At 71.7% G+C, this 14,735-nt stretch carries 12 protein-coding genes; 6 read left to right on the top strand and 6 right to left on the bottom strand.

The annotated features are described in order from the left end of the window. The first annotated feature begins 36 nt into the window (after window positions 1-36). Window positions 37-1,266: an MFS transporter gene (locus Aph01nite_RS00970; protein WP_204038753.1), complete on the top strand. Its 1,230-nt coding sequence runs from the start codon at window positions 37-39 to the stop codon at window positions 1,264-1,266. On the opposite strand, the gene Aph01nite_RS00965 is transcribed toward Aph01nite_RS00970, so the two are convergent. Both Aph01nite_RS00965 and Aph01nite_RS00960 read right to left on the bottom strand, forming a co-directional pair. Then, window positions 1,175-1,612, bottom strand: a complete 438-nt coding sequence (locus Aph01nite_RS00965; protein WP_204038752.1) for a hypothetical protein — start codon at window positions 1,610-1,612, stop codon at window positions 1,175-1,177. The two genes, Aph01nite_RS00970 and Aph01nite_RS00965, sit on opposite strands and share 92 nt — an antisense overlap. Further along, window positions 1,609-2,172: a hypothetical protein gene (locus Aph01nite_RS00960; protein ID WP_204038751.1), complete on the bottom strand. Its 564-nt coding sequence runs from the start codon at window positions 2,170-2,172 to the stop codon at window positions 1,609-1,611. Before Aph01nite_RS00960 ends, Aph01nite_RS00965 begins: the two co-directional genes overlap by 4 nt. A gap of 148 nt (window positions 2,173-2,320) precedes the next feature. Between Aph01nite_RS00960 and Aph01nite_RS00955 the strand changes: the two genes are divergently transcribed. Continuing rightward, a complete protein-coding gene (locus Aph01nite_RS00955; RefSeq protein WP_204038750.1) occupies window positions 2,321-3,328 on the top strand; it encodes an NAD-dependent epimerase/dehydratase family protein in 1,008 nt (335 codons plus the stop codon). Between the two features lie 155 nt (window positions 3,329-3,483). Continuing rightward, window positions 3,484-5,022 carry an acyl-CoA carboxylase subunit beta gene (locus Aph01nite_RS00950; RefSeq protein ID WP_204038798.1) on the top strand — a complete coding sequence of 513 codons (1,539 nt, stop codon included), beginning with the start codon at window positions 3,484-3,486 and terminating at the stop codon, window positions 5,020-5,022. Between the two features lie 3 nt (window positions 5,023-5,025). On the opposite strand, the gene Aph01nite_RS00945 is transcribed toward Aph01nite_RS00950, so the two are convergent. Beyond that, window positions 5,026-5,682: a TetR/AcrR family transcriptional regulator gene (locus Aph01nite_RS00945; protein WP_204038749.1), complete on the bottom strand. Its 657-nt coding sequence runs from the start codon at window positions 5,680-5,682 to the stop codon at window positions 5,026-5,028. Window positions 5,683-5,765: 83 nt separating this feature from the next. On the opposite strand from Aph01nite_RS00945, the gene Aph01nite_RS00940 reads away from it, so the two are divergent. Together Aph01nite_RS00940 and Aph01nite_RS00935 are read left to right on the top strand one after the other, a co-directional pair. Next, window positions 5,766-6,599, top strand: a complete 834-nt coding sequence (locus Aph01nite_RS00940) for a carotenoid oxygenase family protein (protein WP_204038748.1) — start codon at window positions 5,766-5,768, stop codon at window positions 6,597-6,599. An 84-nt stretch (window positions 6,600-6,683) separates the two neighbouring features. Beyond that, window positions 6,684-7,475 (top strand): TIGR03084 family metal-binding protein, encoded by a 792-nt coding sequence (locus Aph01nite_RS00935; RefSeq protein ID WP_204038747.1) that lies wholly within the window; start codon window positions 6,684-6,686, stop codon window positions 7,473-7,475. Here the strand turns inward: Aph01nite_RS00935 and Aph01nite_RS00930 are convergent. From Aph01nite_RS00930 to Aph01nite_RS00920, 3 genes are all read right to left on the bottom strand, one after another. Further along, window positions 7,468-9,216, bottom strand: coding sequence for a condensation domain-containing protein (locus Aph01nite_RS00930; RefSeq protein WP_204038746.1), 1,749 nt, complete (start codon window positions 9,214-9,216; stop codon window positions 7,468-7,470). The genes Aph01nite_RS00935 and Aph01nite_RS00930 overlap by 8 nt on opposite strands. 279 nt (window positions 9,217-9,495) lie before the next feature. After that, complete coding sequence (locus Aph01nite_RS00925) at window positions 9,496-12,543, bottom strand: glycoside hydrolase family 9 protein (protein WP_204038745.1); 3,048 nt, start codon at window positions 12,541-12,543, stop codon at window positions 9,496-9,498. A gap of 374 nt (window positions 12,544-12,917) precedes the next feature. Beyond that, window positions 12,918-13,700 carry a hypothetical protein gene (locus tag Aph01nite_RS00920; RefSeq protein WP_204038744.1) on the bottom strand — a complete coding sequence of 261 codons (783 nt, stop codon included), beginning with the start codon at window positions 13,698-13,700 and terminating at the stop codon, window positions 12,918-12,920. Between the two features lie 459 nt (window positions 13,701-14,159). Here Aph01nite_RS00920 and Aph01nite_RS41965 point away from each other — a divergent pair, with 459 nt between their 5' ends. Further along, window positions 14,160-14,654, top strand: coding sequence for a MarR family winged helix-turn-helix transcriptional regulator (locus Aph01nite_RS41965; RefSeq protein ID WP_204038743.1), 495 nt, complete (start codon window positions 14,160-14,162; stop codon window positions 14,652-14,654). Window positions 14,655-14,735 lie beyond the last annotated feature (81 nt).

Below are 14,735 nucleotides of genomic sequence, written 5' to 3'. Positions count from 1 at the left end.
CGCTGCCGATGTGACAAGCGCTGGCTTTGGAGGGACATGAACCCCTGGCGGGCTCTCGCGGTGCTCTGCGTGGCCAACTTCCTGATCCTGGTCGACACCACGATCGTGAACACGGCCGCTCCGGCCATCATGACCTCGCTGGGGGCGGGCGTCGGCCAGATCGTCTGGATCCTCAACGGGTACCTGCTCGCGTTCGCGTCCCTGCTGATCGTCTTCGGCCGGGTGGGCGACCTGTTCGGCCCCCGCAACGTGTTCGCGGCGGGCCTGGCCGTCTTCACCGGCGCGTCGCTGCTCTGCGCGCTCGCCGCCGAGCCCGGCCTGCTGGTCGCGGCCAGGGTCGCGCAGGGCGTCGGCGCGGCGGCGCTGGTGCCGCAGGCCCTCGCGCTCATCTCGGCGATCTTCCCGGCGGACCGGCGCGGCCTCGCCCTCGGCATCTTCACCGCCGTGGCCGGGGTCGCCTCCGTCGGCGGCCCGACCTTCGGCGGCCTGCTCGTCACCCGGTTCGGCTGGCAGTCGGTCTTCCTGATCAACCTGCCGGTCGGCCTGGCCGCGCTGCCGCTCGCGCTGCGCCTCATCCCGGACCTGCGCCCGCCGCGCCCGCACCGCGTCACGGCCGTGCCCGGCCTGTTCCGGCACCGCCCCTTCACCCTGGCCGTCGCGATCACCGGCATCACGTCGTTCTCGCTGTACGGCCTGCTCCTCGTCTACGTCATCCAGACGCAGACCGTCCTCGGCATGAGCCCGCTGATGTCCGGCGTGACCGCCCTGCCCATGACGCTGGCGCTCACCGCCCTGGCCCCCCTGTCCGGCAAACTGGCCGACAAGGTCGGCGGCCGGCTGCCCCTCGCCTCCGGCCTCACCCTGTACGCGCTGGGCGTGCTCGGCCTGGCCTTCCTCACCTCGACCGCGGCCACGTTCCTGCTCCCGCTGGCCCTCATCGGCGTCGGCATGGGCCTGGCCTTCGCGCCGGCGACCGTCGAAGGGCTGCGCCCGATCCCGCCGCTGCTGGCGGGCGTCGCGTCGGGCACGCTGAACACCGCGCGCCAGCTCGGCGGCGCGGCCGGGGCGTTCGTGATCGGCGCGCTACTGGGGGACGGCGACTACCTGGCCGCCGCGCGGCCCGCCCTCGGGCTGGTGGCCGGGCTGATCGCCGCCGGGGCCGCGCTGGCCCTGTTCATGCCGGCGTGCTCGGCCGCACCACCCCCCGGGCCGCGAACGCCGAGTACCCCAGCAGTCCCGCCCCCAACAGGAGCAGCAGCCCCGTGAACACCCACTCGTTGGACCCGCCGGGACCGTAGACCCAGTACGTCCTGCCGATGTCCACGGCCGGGGTGGTCGCGCCGGCCAGCATGGTCTCCCGGTCGCTGCCGTACAGGGAGACGCGTTCGCGGGCCGTCCCCGAGGCGGCCAGGAAGTCGCCCGTCCAGGTGCAGCTCTCGTGCCCGGGATGCTGGACGCAGACCAGCTCTCTGGCGGTGAAGACGCCGGAGACCCCGTCGGCCCGCGCGGCGCGTACCGCGGGGCCGATTCCGGGGACCGTGAACCAGAGCAGGATGAACCCGGCGAGCGCCGTCACCACCGAGGAGAACGGCAGACCCCGCCGACGGCTCATACCGGGACGGGGACGGCGCAGGTGCAGTTCATCTGGGCCCGCTCGGTCCGGTTGGGACGGCGGTGCAGGATCATCGCCACCACCATCGGGGCGAAGACGACGGCGTTGTAGAACAGGTGCAGCTCCACCCGCGGCACGATCAGCTGCAGGATGCTGGTGGGGGCCGGGCGGCCGAACAGGTTGGCGGCGAACAGCGCCTGCAGCAGCAGGATCAGGTGCTCGAAGTGGTGCCAGACCTGGACGCCGAGCGAGATGTTCCACCAGGTCCTGGCCCGGCCTGTGAATCCCTTGCGGAGGATGATGAGGCCGGCCAGCATGAACAGCGCGTACCCGTAGTGCATCCACTCCGACTTGACCAGCCACGGGAAGGGCACGCCCAGGACCCCGCGCGCCTCGGGCAGCGGCCAGCCGAGCGCGTAGATCTGGATGGCCTGCGCGATGTGCTCGGCCCAGTGGGCGACCACGATGAACAGGAAGATGTTGAGGCCGAGCTTGTGGTAGCGCGTGTTGAGCGCGCCGTTCTGCACCGGGAACGAGCCCGCCGCGGCATGGGTTGCCATCGATGCCCTCCGACTCTCAGGAGTGTCACCCCATCGTTTCGTGCAGGCGAGCGCGATTCTTCTTCCAGATTGCTCCGTTAGCGCACGTTGAGAGAAGACACCCGGATCACGCCCGGGGCACGCTAATCCCCGACGAGGGGGGTTACAGATGCTGGTGTGCGTGACCGGCGGCACGGGATTCGTCGGCTCCCATTCGGTTCAGGCCCTCACCCGGGCGGGGCATCGGGTGCGGCTGCTCGCTCGCGATCCCTCCCTGGTGGACGTGGACGCCGAAACGATCGCGGACGTGGTCGCCGGAGACGTCACCGACGAGGCGGCCGTCGCCCGGGCGGTGAAGGGCGTGGACGCGGTGCTGCACGCGGCGGCCGTCTACTCCTTCGACAGCAGGCGGCACGCGGAGATGCGCCGGGTGAACACGCGCGGCGCGGAGGTCGTGCTCGGCGCGGCCCGGCGGGCGGGGGTCGGCCGGATCGTGCACGTCTCCACGGTGGGCGCGCTCTATCCGGCGCCGCCCGGCGTCATCGGCCCGACCTCTCCGGTGGGCCGGCCGCGGGAGACGTACCTGGCCAGCAAGGCGGGGGCGGAGGAGGTGGCGCGCGGCCACCAGCTGGACGGCGTGCCGGTGGTGATCACCTATCCGCCCGCGATGGCCGGGCCGGCCGATCCCCATCTGGGCGACCAGAACGCCAGGATCAGGGACGTGCTGCGGGGGCTCATGCCGATGTGGCCGACCGGCGGGTTCCCGCTGGGCGACGTCCGCGACACGGCGGAGCTGCACCTGCGCGCGCTCACCGCGCCCGACGTCGGCGGGCGGCACTTCGGGCCGGGACGCTACGTGGCCACGCGGGAGTTCCTCGGCGCGCTGCGCGAGGTGACCGGGCGGCCGCTGCGGGCCGCGTACCTGCCCGCCCGCGCGATGCTGCCCGCCGCCCGCCTCGCCGACCTGGCCCAGCGCTGGTGGCCCTGGCACATCCCCGCCCAGTACGGCGCCGTCTACACCTGCGCGGTCGCGACCCCCGTGGACGCGAGCGCCTCCACGCTCGGCGTCGAGGCCAGACCGCTCGCCGCCACCATGCGGGACACGGTGCGCTGGCTCCGCGAGACCGGGCGGATCACCGCCCGCCAGGCCGGCGCCGGACGGGCGGCCGCCCGATGACGGTCTCGCGGGAGGACCTCAGACCGTTTCCAGAACCTCCGGGAAGAGGAGTGCGAGCCGTGGGCAGTTCGGTGCGGAGGGTCAACGGCCGTGCCGTGGTGGACGTGCCCGTGCCGGAGGTCTTCACCGATCCGCCGCCGCCGGAGCCGCGCACCATGGAGCGGCTCCGGCGCGAGCACGGCGGGCTGCGCGAGCGCATCACGGCGGGCGACGCCGACGCGGCCGCCCGGCAGCGCGCGCTCGGCAAGCGCACCGCCAGGGAACGCCTCGCGGCGCTGCTGGACGAGGGCTCCTTCGACGAGCTGGACCGCTACCGCCGTACCCAGGCGCACGGCCTGAAGATCGGCGAGCACCGTCCGCACACCGACGGCGTCGTGGCCGGGTCCGGCACCATCTTCGGCCGCCGGGTCTTCGTCTACGCGCAGGACTTCACCGTCTTCGGCGGTTCGCTGGGCGAGGCGCACGCCTCCAAGATCCACAAGGTGATGGATCTGGCCATCGCCACCGGCGCGCCGCTGATCGCGCTCAACGACAGCGGCGGCGCGCGCATCCAGGAGGGCGTGATGGCCCTGCACGGCTACGGCGGCATCTTCCGCCGCAACGTGCAGGCGTCCGGGGTGATCCCGCAGATCAGCGTCATCCTCGGGCCGTGCGCGGGCGGCGCCGCCTACTCGCCGGCGCTGTCGGACTTCACCTTCATGGTCCGCGACATCGCCAAGATGTACCTGACCGGGCCCGACGTGGTGGCGGCGGTGAGCGGCCAGCGGGTCACCCACGAGCAGCTCGGCGGCGCGGCCGTGCACGCCGGGACGGGCGTGGCCACCTTCGTCCACGACGACGAGGAGAGCTGCTTCGCCGACGTGCGCTACCTGGTCTCGCTGCTGCCCGGCAACAACCTGGAGCCGCCCCCCGAAGGCCCGGCGCGCGGCGCGACCGCGGACGTGCGCCCGGCCCTGGCCGGGATCGTTCCGGTCGAACCCAACAAGCCGTACGACATGCGCGCCGTCGTCGCCGAACTGGTCGACGACGGCGAGTTCATCGAGCTGCACGAGGACTGGGCGCCGAACGTCATCTGCCTGCTGGGCCGCGTGGACGGCCAGACCGTGGGCGTGGTCGGCAACCAGCCGATGGCGCTGGCCGGCGTGCTGGACGTGCAGGCCGCCCAGAAAGCCGCCCGTTTCGTACGGTTCTGCGATGCGTTCTCCATCCCGCTGGTGACCCTGGTGGACGTGCCCGGCTTCCTGCCCGGCACCGACCAGGAGCAGGCGGGCGTCATCCGCCACGGCGCCAAACTGCTCTACGCGTACTGCGAGGCCACCGTGCCCCGCGTGTCGGTGATCCTGCGCAAGGCGTACGGCGGGGCGTACATCGTGATGGACTCGCGTTCCATCGGCTGCGACCTGGCGCTGGCCTGGCCGACCAACGAGATCGCGGTGATGGGCGCGGAGGGCGCGGTGAACGTGCTGTTCCGCAAGGAGCTGGCCACCGCCGCCGACCAGGAGGGCCTGCGGGCCGAACTCGTCACCGAGTACGCCGGGCAGCTCATGCACCCGTACTACGCGGCCGAGCGCGGCCTGGTGGACGACGTCATCGACCCCGGGCAGACCCGCGCGGCCATCGCCCGCGGCCTGGAGATGCTGCGCACCAAACGCGCCGTGGCCGTGCAGCGCAAACACGGCAACGTGCCGCTGTAGCGGTCACGCCGTCTCGATCTCGCCGATCCTGGTCAGCGACCGCGCCACCGACTCGCTGGCGGCCTGCCAGTCGTCGCCCGCGCTCACCATCAGCCCGACCAGCTGCGCCTCCACGCAGGTGTCCGCGTCGTACGGCGGGATGAGGTAGCCGCCCAGCTCCAGGGTGACCAGGCCGTGGATGGCCGTCCACATCTGGTGCGCCACCAGGATCGCGTCCCCCGGCCGGAACCGGCCGCTCGTCAGGCAGCGCTCCGCGCACTCGGCCACGTTGCCCAGCGTGTACCGGCCGTGCTGGCGGTCCTCCTCGGAGAGGGAGAAACCGGCCAGCGACGAGCCGCCGAACATCACCGCGTACAGATGCGGGTTGGCCAGCGCGTTGATCCGGTACGCCCGGCCGAGCAGGGCCATGTCGGCCACCGGGTCGTCGGTGGAGCGCACGCTGGTCAGCCGTTCCTGCAGGCGGGCGAAGCCCTCCCTGACCATCTCGCGGACCAGCCCGCTCATGCCCCCGAAGTGGGTGTAGACGGTCATCGTGGAACTGTCGGCCTCGGCGGCGATGCGGCGGGTGGAGAGCGCCTGCGGGCCGTTCTCGGCGAGCAGGCGGGCCGCGATGTCCACGAGGGCGGGCTTGGTGGCGGGGTCCGAACGTCGAGGGCTCACCTTGACATTGTTGCATAACAGCGATATCTATTAACCACAACGCTGTTATGTTTTCAGATTTCCTCTCCGGGGAGGCGTCGGTCATGACCGCATACGACGTCGAGCTTCTGGTCGAAGACCAGCTGGTGGTGGAGGGCGAGCTGCCCCGTGAACTGACCGGCTCGCTGGTCCAGGCCCTGGCCGATCCGCGCGCCCCGCACCCGCTCGCCGGCCCCCTCCTGCACACGGGCGTGCGGCTCCGCGACGGCGTCGCGCGCTGGTACCGCTCGGCGGCCCCCCTCTGCGGCAGGCCCCCGCTCGGCCCGATCCCCGCGCTCGCGCCCGCGTTCTGGCTGGGCCGATCCGACCTGCCCGACATGACCGTGGCCCGGCCGGTGCGCGACCCGCGGACCGGGTGCTGGCACACCGTCGCCACGTACCCGGAGCTGGGTTACGGGGAGCACCTCACGGCCGGGCCCGACGGCACGGTGGTGCGGGCGGCGCCGTTCGCGCTGGCCGACCCGGTGCCGTACATCAGCGGGGTGGAGCTGACCGAGCGGTACCTGGTGATGATCGAGTCGCCGATGGTCTACTCCCGGGCGGCGGCCCTGGTGGGCAACCGGGCGCCGTTCGTCGCCCGCCCCGAGCGGGCGGTGCGCGTGGGCCTGCTGCCGCGCACCGGCGACGCGGAGCCGACCTGGCTGCCGGAGGCGGTCGTGCCGGGTTCCCCGGAGAACGGCCCGGTTCTGGGCCCCGGCTGGGTGGCCGGGCGGCCGGTGCAGGTGGGGGAGTGGCTGCTGGTCTTCGGCCACCATCCGGTCGGGCGGCGCGGCGCGGCGCACGTCTTCAGGATTGCTGACCTGTCCAGCCCCCTCGCAGTGGTCCAGCTGCCGGTCAGCGTGGGTGCGAGCGACCGTGTGGCCTGGCTGCCGGAGTAGGTGCGCAAGACAAAAGGTGCGACAGCGGCAGGCCTCTCGTGACCATGAGACGGACGGGTCTTGCGACGCGAGAGGACACCGGCAATGACCGACCTGAGACTTGTGACCGCCGCGCTCACCGCCGACGGCGAGGACGTGGACCGCATGGTGGCCGACCTGCCCGCCGCCAAGTGGGCGCTGGAGACGCCCTCGCCCGGCTGGACGATCGCGCACCAGATCGCGCACCTGTCGGCCACCTTCCGGATGGCGGGCCTCGCCGCCTCCGACGGGCAGAAGTTCGCGGCGCTGGCGGCCACGCTGTCGCCCGACTTCGACGCCAACGTCCGGCACGCCATGGCGGGCTACCTGGCCGAGCCGCCCGCCGTGCTGCTCACCCGGTGGCGGGCCGAGCGGGACGGCGCCATCCGGGCGCTGGCCGCCGCGCCGCCGGACCAGATGGTGCCCTGGCTGGTCAACCCGCTGCCCCCGGCCGTGCTCGGCATGGCGGGCATGATGGAGCTGTTCGGTCACGGTCAGGACATCGCGGACGCGCTGGGCATCAAGCCGGAGCGTACCGACCGGATCCAGCTCATCGTGGCGTTCGCCATCAGGACCTGGACGTTCGGCTACCTGGCGCGCGGGCTCACCCCGCCGGAGACGGAGTTCCGGTTCGAGCTCAGCGGGCCTTCCGGGGCGCTGTGGACGTTCGGGCCCGAGGACGCGGCGAACCGGGTCACGGGGTCGGCGGCGGACTTCTGCCTGCTGGTGACCCGGCGGCGGCACCGGGACGACCTGGACCTGGCGGCCGAGGGCGCGGAGGCCGACCGCTGGATGGACATCGCGCAGGCGTACCGCGGCCCGGCCGGGGACGGTCGCCGGCCGGGGCAGTTCAGCTGACTCCGCTGAAGTCCCGGCCGAAGTGATCCTCTTCGAGCCGCCCGGTGCCCTCGGCCAGGACGTTCGCGCCTGGACCGGGGGCATCGGCGCGTATGACGTACCGGTGGGGGGCGACGGCGACCCGTACGCCGGGCAGCGCGTCCACGCAGGCGGCGTGGACTTTCCGCGGGTCGGTCCAGCGGGAGCCTGTCAGGGTCGCGACGAGTTCCCCGTCGTGCACGGCGACGTCGGCGGTTCGGGCTCCGGTCGCGTCTCTGACCAGGTCGGCGACGCTGGGCAGGTGGGCCCAGCCCGCCTCGGTGAGGCGCCAATCGGCGTCCCTGCGGGCCGGTTCGAGACCGGTGTGCTCGCCGACCTCGCCGGTCCCCATCTCGGTCGTGGTGGCTGCGCAGAGCAGGCGTTCCACCCCGCGCAGCCAGGCCAGCGCCTCCTCCGGGGGCAGGAGGGCCGAGTCCAGCAGCAGCGTGAGCCTGAGCAGGTCGCCCGCGTCGTCGGCGAAGACGAAGTAACTGCTCGTGCTGCTGTCCAGGCCCTCCAGCCATCGCCAGACGGTGCGCTCCAGCGCGGCCGGTCCGATCCTGCCCAGGCCGGCGGCCCGGGGCGGCCCCAGCTGGCGGTAGTTGAGCCAGCAGGACAGGTCGAACGAGACGCCGCGCCGGTGCTCGATCTCGCGCCGCCGCTCGGCCAGCTCGCCGGGCGGATGCGGCCCGAACCGCGCCGCCCGCGTGAGCGCCGTCCCCGACCGCCGGATCAGATCAGCCACCGATATATCCGATAACTCCACGCAGACCGGTACGTCCTGCGTGTGCATGCCGACCGCGAAGCGGGTCCTCGGGGCGATCCTGTTGCCCACGGTCAGCTGCAGGAAGGACCGGTCCAGGGCGCTGACGTGCCCGGCCACCGCGCTGATCCCCGCGAACAGCACGCCGGCCGGGCTCACGTCCAGCCGGGCGGACAGCGCCGCCACCGCCGCCGACAGCGCGGGCGAGTCGAACTGGAGATACCGCCAGCGCGGCCCCTCGCCGGGAGTCTCCCGGCGCGGCAGCATCGTCTGCGGCATCATCCGGTACGTCTCCGCGTGGAACCGCACCGCCCGCTCGCCGTGCCGCCGTCCCGCGTCCGACTTCTCCCACTCGGCCTCGTCCAGCGGGCGGTGCGCGCTGTCCGGCACCTGGGACGACGTCAGCGGCTGGGCCAGGGCGGGCGGGTGCGCCAGCAGCCCCCGCAGGTGATGGCGCACCCAGTGCCCGCCGGTCTGGTCCAGCACCAGGTGGGACGCGACCACCACCAGCTGCTTCGGCTCGCCGTCCGAGGTGACCAGCGCGAACCGGATCGGCCACTCGCCGCTCACGTCGAACGGCAGCGCCCACATCGCCGCGGCCGCCTCCGCCGCCGCCGTGGCCGCCTTCCCGGCCGCCACGACCGGCACCGTCAGCACGCCCTCGCGCAGCACCCGCTGGGCGGGCCCGCACGGCGGCGGCACGTACACGGTGCGCAGCGCGTCGAAGCCGGTCAGGAGCGCGCCGAGCGCCTCCAGCACCTCCCGCTCGCCGATCCCGCGCCGCAGCGCCCAGGTGAAGCGGAGGTTGACGCTGCTGGTGTCCGGGCCGAGCTGCTCCATCAGCGCGGACATGTGCTGCTGGGCCCAGGTCAAGGGGCCCTGGGCGACCTCGGTCTTCGCCTCGAACGTGACCTCGCGGGCCGGGAACCCGGCCAGTTCCACCGGGATCTTGCTGTGCACGGCCGCTCCTTCGCCGCAGCGCCCGCCTGCCTCCGCCGACCAGGGGCAGGAAGGGCGCCGCCGACCACCGGAGGATGCGGGATTCGTTCGAAAACTTTCGTAAACCTCGCTACATCCGGGGCGTCTTTCGCCGTGCTATTTGCTCTTTGTGAGACTAGTCACGCACAAGAACGCAGACAAGCAAGTGCCCGATATATCTCGGATTGTGACCGAAATATTTCGGGACGAATGGGCACGGCCGCGCCGTCCTGAGACGACGCGGCCGTGTGACGGCGAGCGCTAGGCGCAGGCCTTCCCGTTCAGCGTGAACAGGCCGGGAGTCGGGTTCGCCCCGCCGGCGCTGTCGCCGAGGAAGCCGAACGTGACCGTGCTGCCCGGCATGATCTTCTTGTTGTGGCTGAGGTTGGCAGCCGCCACCGACGCCCCGGTCTGCGTGATCGAGGTCAGCCAGTGGTCGGTGACCTTCTGGTCGCCGATCCACGCCCACCGCAGCGTCCAGCCGTCGATCGGCGTCGTCCCGGTGTTGGTGATCGTGGCCTGCGAGGTGAACCCGCCGGCCCACTGCCCGTGCCGGACGTAGTCCACCCGGCAGGACCCGGCCGCCGGAGCCCGGCCGTCACCCTGGTCGGCCAGCGCCGACGCGATCCAGCCGAGCGCCGAGTTCCAGTTGATGGCCACCTCGTTGGTCGCGTACGACTCGATGTGGTCCACGTAGCAAAACTGCGGCCGGCACCCCGACAGCAGACCCGACGCGTACGGATCGTCCAGGCTGGCGTTGGCGCCGCCCGCGATCGAACCCGCCGGGGGATTGGGCAGGGTCTCGTCGAGCTGGTGGCCGAAGATCCGGCTGTGCTGGTTCTGCGGGTTCTTCTCCCCCCAGCCGGTGACGTAGGAGTGGTTGAGCGCGTTCCTGCCGAAGATGTAGTCCATCCCCTGGAGGGCCCCGGCCTGGTACTTGCGGTCCCTGGTCAGGTCGTACGCGGTGGCCAGCACGATCACGTTGTTGATGATGTTGCTGTTGGAGCCCCAGAAGTAGTTGTTCGCGCCGCCCGGCAGCGGCAGCCCGTACGCCTGGGTGGCCAGCGTGGCCAGGTACGCGTCCGCGGCCGTCGCCACCGACTGGCGGATCTGCTGGCGCTCCGCGGCGGGCAGCTCGCTCGGGACGGTGGCCAGGTCCATCCGGCCCAGCGCCGCCGTGGCCGGCCAGCCGAAGCCGGTCTGGGTGAACACGTTGCCGGTGTGGTGCGGCGAGGCCCGCAACTCCGTCAGGTAGGCCGCCTCCCCGGTGGTCAGGTACAGCTCGGCCGCCGCCCAGTAGAACTCGTCGCTCACGTCGCCGTCGCTGTAGGAGCCGCCGCCGTTGCCGTCGTTCGGGTCGGCGTACCTGGCCGGGTTGGCCTTGGCGGCCGTCCAGGCGCGCTTGGCCGAGGTCAGGCACTTGGCCGCGAACGCGGCGTCGTAACGGGCGAACAGGCGGGCGCACTGCGCGGCCGTGGCCGCCAGGTTGAGGGTGGCCGCCGTGGACGGCGGGTGCAGCTCGCGCAGCTGCGGGTCGTCCTCCGGCTGCAGGGGCAGGCCGGTCCAGTTCTGGTCGTGCATCTTGTGGTGCGCCATGCCCGCCAGCGGCTTGCCGACCGGCACCTGCATCCGCATCAGGAACTCCAGCTCCCAGCGGGCCTCGTCCAGGACGTCCGGCACGCCGTTGCCGCGCTCGGGCACCCGCAGCGTGCTGTCGCCCAGCTCCGCGCCGCCGAAGCCGGTGATCGCGGTCTTGGTCCGCTCGAAGGTGTTGAGCAGCTGGTAGGCCGCGATGCCGCCGTTGACGACGTACTTGCCGTGGTCGCCCGCGTCGTACCAGCCGCCGCGCACGTCCAGGCGATAGTCGCAGACGCCCGGCTGGCAGGGCACGTCGGTGTCGCCCTGGTTGGGCGCGACGCCCAGGTGGCCGGCCGGTCGCGCGTACTGCGCGCCGAACAGCGCGCCGTCGATGGCGATGCCGCTGCGCTGGATCGCGAAGAACTGGAGCGAGTCGGAGCGCAGCTGGTCGTAGACGTCGGCGGAGATGTCGAACGGATAGCTGGTCTGGTCGTCGGCGACCAGCGTGAGGCCGGTCCCCGTGCCCGTGTAGGAGCTGAAGTCGATCGTGTGCACGTTCTGGCCCGACGCCTGGTCGACGCCGCGCGGCGTGCTGTTCCCGCTGGCCAGTACGGTGCCGCTGCCGTTCTTGAGCTGCCACGGCAGGGCCGCGACGGCGTCCGTCACCACGGTGGCGTTCTTCGGGCCGTGCGGCAGGTAGCCGACCTGGTTCACCCGGACCCGCGGCCCGGTGTCCGGCACGTACGGCGGTTCCTCCTCGCCACCGCGCAGCGACACCTCGTCCACGCACAGCCGGTACTCGGCCGCGTTGGCGCCCACGTGGAAGACCACCTGGGCCCGCTCGGTGTCCGCGCTCGCGGTGAAGGTGTACTCGAAGGTCTGGGTCTGCTCGGTCAGCGGCACCGTACGCCCGAAGAAGGAGGTGAACGGCGCGTCGCCGAGCTGCACGTTGGCGTTGACCGAGGAGCCGGGCGAGGCGGACGCCTCGAACGAGAAGGTGTAGCTGGCGCCGTTGACGAGGGGCACGTCGTTCTGCCCGATGCCGGCGTCCCACGGATTGGCCAGACCGGCCGGGACGGTGGTGCACAGCCGCCCGTCCGCGGTGCTGGTGGCGTTGGTGCCGTAGGTGAACCAGCCGGCCAGACCGTCGTCGAAGCCGCCGTTCTCCAGCTGCTCCGGGCCGCCGGCGGGCGGCTCCGCGTCGGTGTCGCTGGTCAGTGAGACGTCGTCCAGGCAGAACGTGAACGCCGAGGCGCCGCCGCCCAGCTGGAAGGTGAAGGTGCCGTTGGCCGAGTCCAGGGCGCTGTCGAACTCGTAGCTGAAGGTCTGCGGCGTGGTGGTGAGGGCCACCTCGCGGGAGATCGCGGTGCTGAACGGCGCCTCGTTCAGCTGCACGTTCGCCCGCACCGTCACCGGCGCGCTGGCGGAGGCCGTGAAGGTCAGTGTGTACGGGTCGCCGTCGGCCAGCGTGATGTCGTTGTGGCCGAGACTGGCGTCCCAGGGGTTGGCGGTGCCCCCGGGCACCTGCGCGCACAGTTCGCCGTCCACGGCCGAGATCGGGGTGTTCCCGGTGGACCACCACGGGGTGGTGCCGCTGTCGAACGTGCCGTTGTCGATGTGCTCGATGATCTCGGCGTGCGCCGAGGAGGCCGTCAGGCCGGTGAAGGTGAGTACGGCGGCCGCACAGCCCGCGACGAACGCGTGCAGGCGCCGACCAGGCGATCGGGTCACGACGGTCCTTCCAGGATCGCGTGGGAGGAATGTGGGAGCGCTCCCGCGCGAGGCTAGGGGAACTCGTGACCGCCGAGAAGACATCCCCCGGTCCTGTCCTGGCCCGGGGTGGCCGCCGGTCTTCAGCCGCAGGTCGGGCGGGTGGTCCGGCCGGGTCGCGGCGTCGGCTCGCGATCGTGGATGAACATTTCACCGCCGACCTTGCGCCGCGATCCCATTCCTCGCGGTCACTTGCATCGCGGTCACTTGCATCGCGGTCCCATTGGATCGCGGTCGCGTTGGATCGCGGTCAGTTGCATCGCGGTCGCGTTGGATCGCGGTCCTGTCGCCGCGGCATGGCGGGCATGCCGCGGCGGCCGGTCAGGGCGCCAGGCTCAGGCGCCCGACATCTTGCGGTACTTCGCGTACCGGTTGGTCGGGGGCAGCCAGATCGTGATGAGGACGGTCAGCGCGGCCAGGCCGCTCGCGAAGGCGAGGAGCACGATGAGGGAGCTGAGGTTGTCGTTCAGGGCGATCAGCATGGTCAGCAGCGAGCCGAGGGCGAACAGGGTCAGCACCACGCGGGCCCATGTCGCGGCGGAGCGCAGCGCCAGTGCCAGCAGGCCGACGATGAGGCCGGTGACGAGGAAGATGACGCCGCGGGTCGTCACGATGGAGGTGTCCACCGACTCCAGCGCCAGCTGCACCAGCTCCTCGCTGAGGCCCAGCGACTTGGCCTGCTCGATCAGCAGGTCCTCGCCGGAGACCAGGTAGATGACGCCGTTCACCAGGTTGGCCAGGGCCACGACCAGGGCGCCGATGAGGGTGATCGTGAGCGTCACCGGGGTCTTCTGCGGGGCCTGGGGCATGCCCGCGTGGCCGGGGTTCTGCTGGTAGCCCTGCTGCGGAGGGTAGCCGGGCTGCTGGCCCGGGTACTGGCCCTGCTGGCCCGGGTGCTGGCCTTGCTGGCCGTACTGGGGCTGCTGGCCGTACTGGGGTTGTTGCTGGCCGGGGTACTGGCCCTGCTGCTGGCCGGGCTGGGTGGGCTGGCCCGGCTGGTAGCGGACGGTGGGCTGTTCGGACGGGTACTGCTGCTGCGGGTACTGCGGATTCTGGGGGTACTGGGGATTCTGCGGGTACTGCGGGTTTTGTGGGTACTGAGGGTTTTGCGGGTTCACGGAGGGCCCTTTCATAGCACGACATATCCGGCATGCGTGTGGGCGTTGCCATCAAATGGGCAGCTGGGACACGCACCAAGGTGATCAGTGAATTCCCCGGACGTCGACCAGCGGGAAGATCAACGAGGCGCCGGAGGGCGCGCGACGGGTAACGCTAATACCTTGGCGTCGCCTCTGAGTGAGGTCAAGAGGCCACTTACCACCGAAAAAATATTCAGAGTGGTCCTTTCCAACAGGCGGCAGCAATGTTCTTGGCGTCCGAAATATCCGACAAATGCCGACATAAAGGTTTTGTGTGGCGGCGTCTCGGGGGTCTTGAGGGGCGTTTCCCGATCTCGGATTCCGCGTGATCGTCCGGGGTTCCCGCCGGTAGGCGCCGTGGATCATGAGTCTGGCCGGTGCCCTCCGTGGAGCGATACCCTTTTCGCTGTATGTCATACGACACGAGGGCCGTAACATATGGATTCCGTATCATCTGAGGTCGCGGTTCGCCATCGGCGGCGGCTGACTGGGGAGATCCAGGAGTCGCTCCGCGAGCTCGGCAACCAGTTGTCGCTGCTCAGCCACCACGTCGGCCTGCACGCCGGGCTCAAGGACGTGGACCTCGACTGCCTCGACCTGATCACCCGGCACGGCCCGCTCAGCCCGAGCGCCCTCGCGCGCCGGGCCGGTCTCCACCCGGCCACGGTGACCGGCATCATCGACCGACTCCAGCGCGACGGCTGGGTGGTCCGCGAGCGCGCCCCCGAGGCCTCCGACCGCCGCGCGGTCGCCGTCCGGGCACTGCCCGACCGGGACGGCGAACTGGCCCACCTCTACCAGGGCCTGAACGCCGCCATGGCGCGCATCTGCACCGGCTACGACGACACGGAACTCGAACTCCTCGCCGGCTTCCTCCGCCGCACCACCGACGCCGGCCGCGAAGCCACCGACACCCTCGCCGAAGACGACTGAAAGTCTGGTTTCTCGCCGTTATCCGGCGCCGTTGACGCAGGCGACGCTGCTCGCCGCACCGGCGCCAAGAACGGCGCTTCC

The sequence above is a fragment of the Acrocarpospora phusangensis genome, assembly GCF_016862995.1.
Lineage (GTDB): Bacteria > Actinomycetota > Actinomycetes > Streptosporangiales > Streptosporangiaceae > Acrocarpospora > Acrocarpospora phusangensis.
This window is presented reverse-complemented; position numbering and strand designations above follow the sequence as displayed.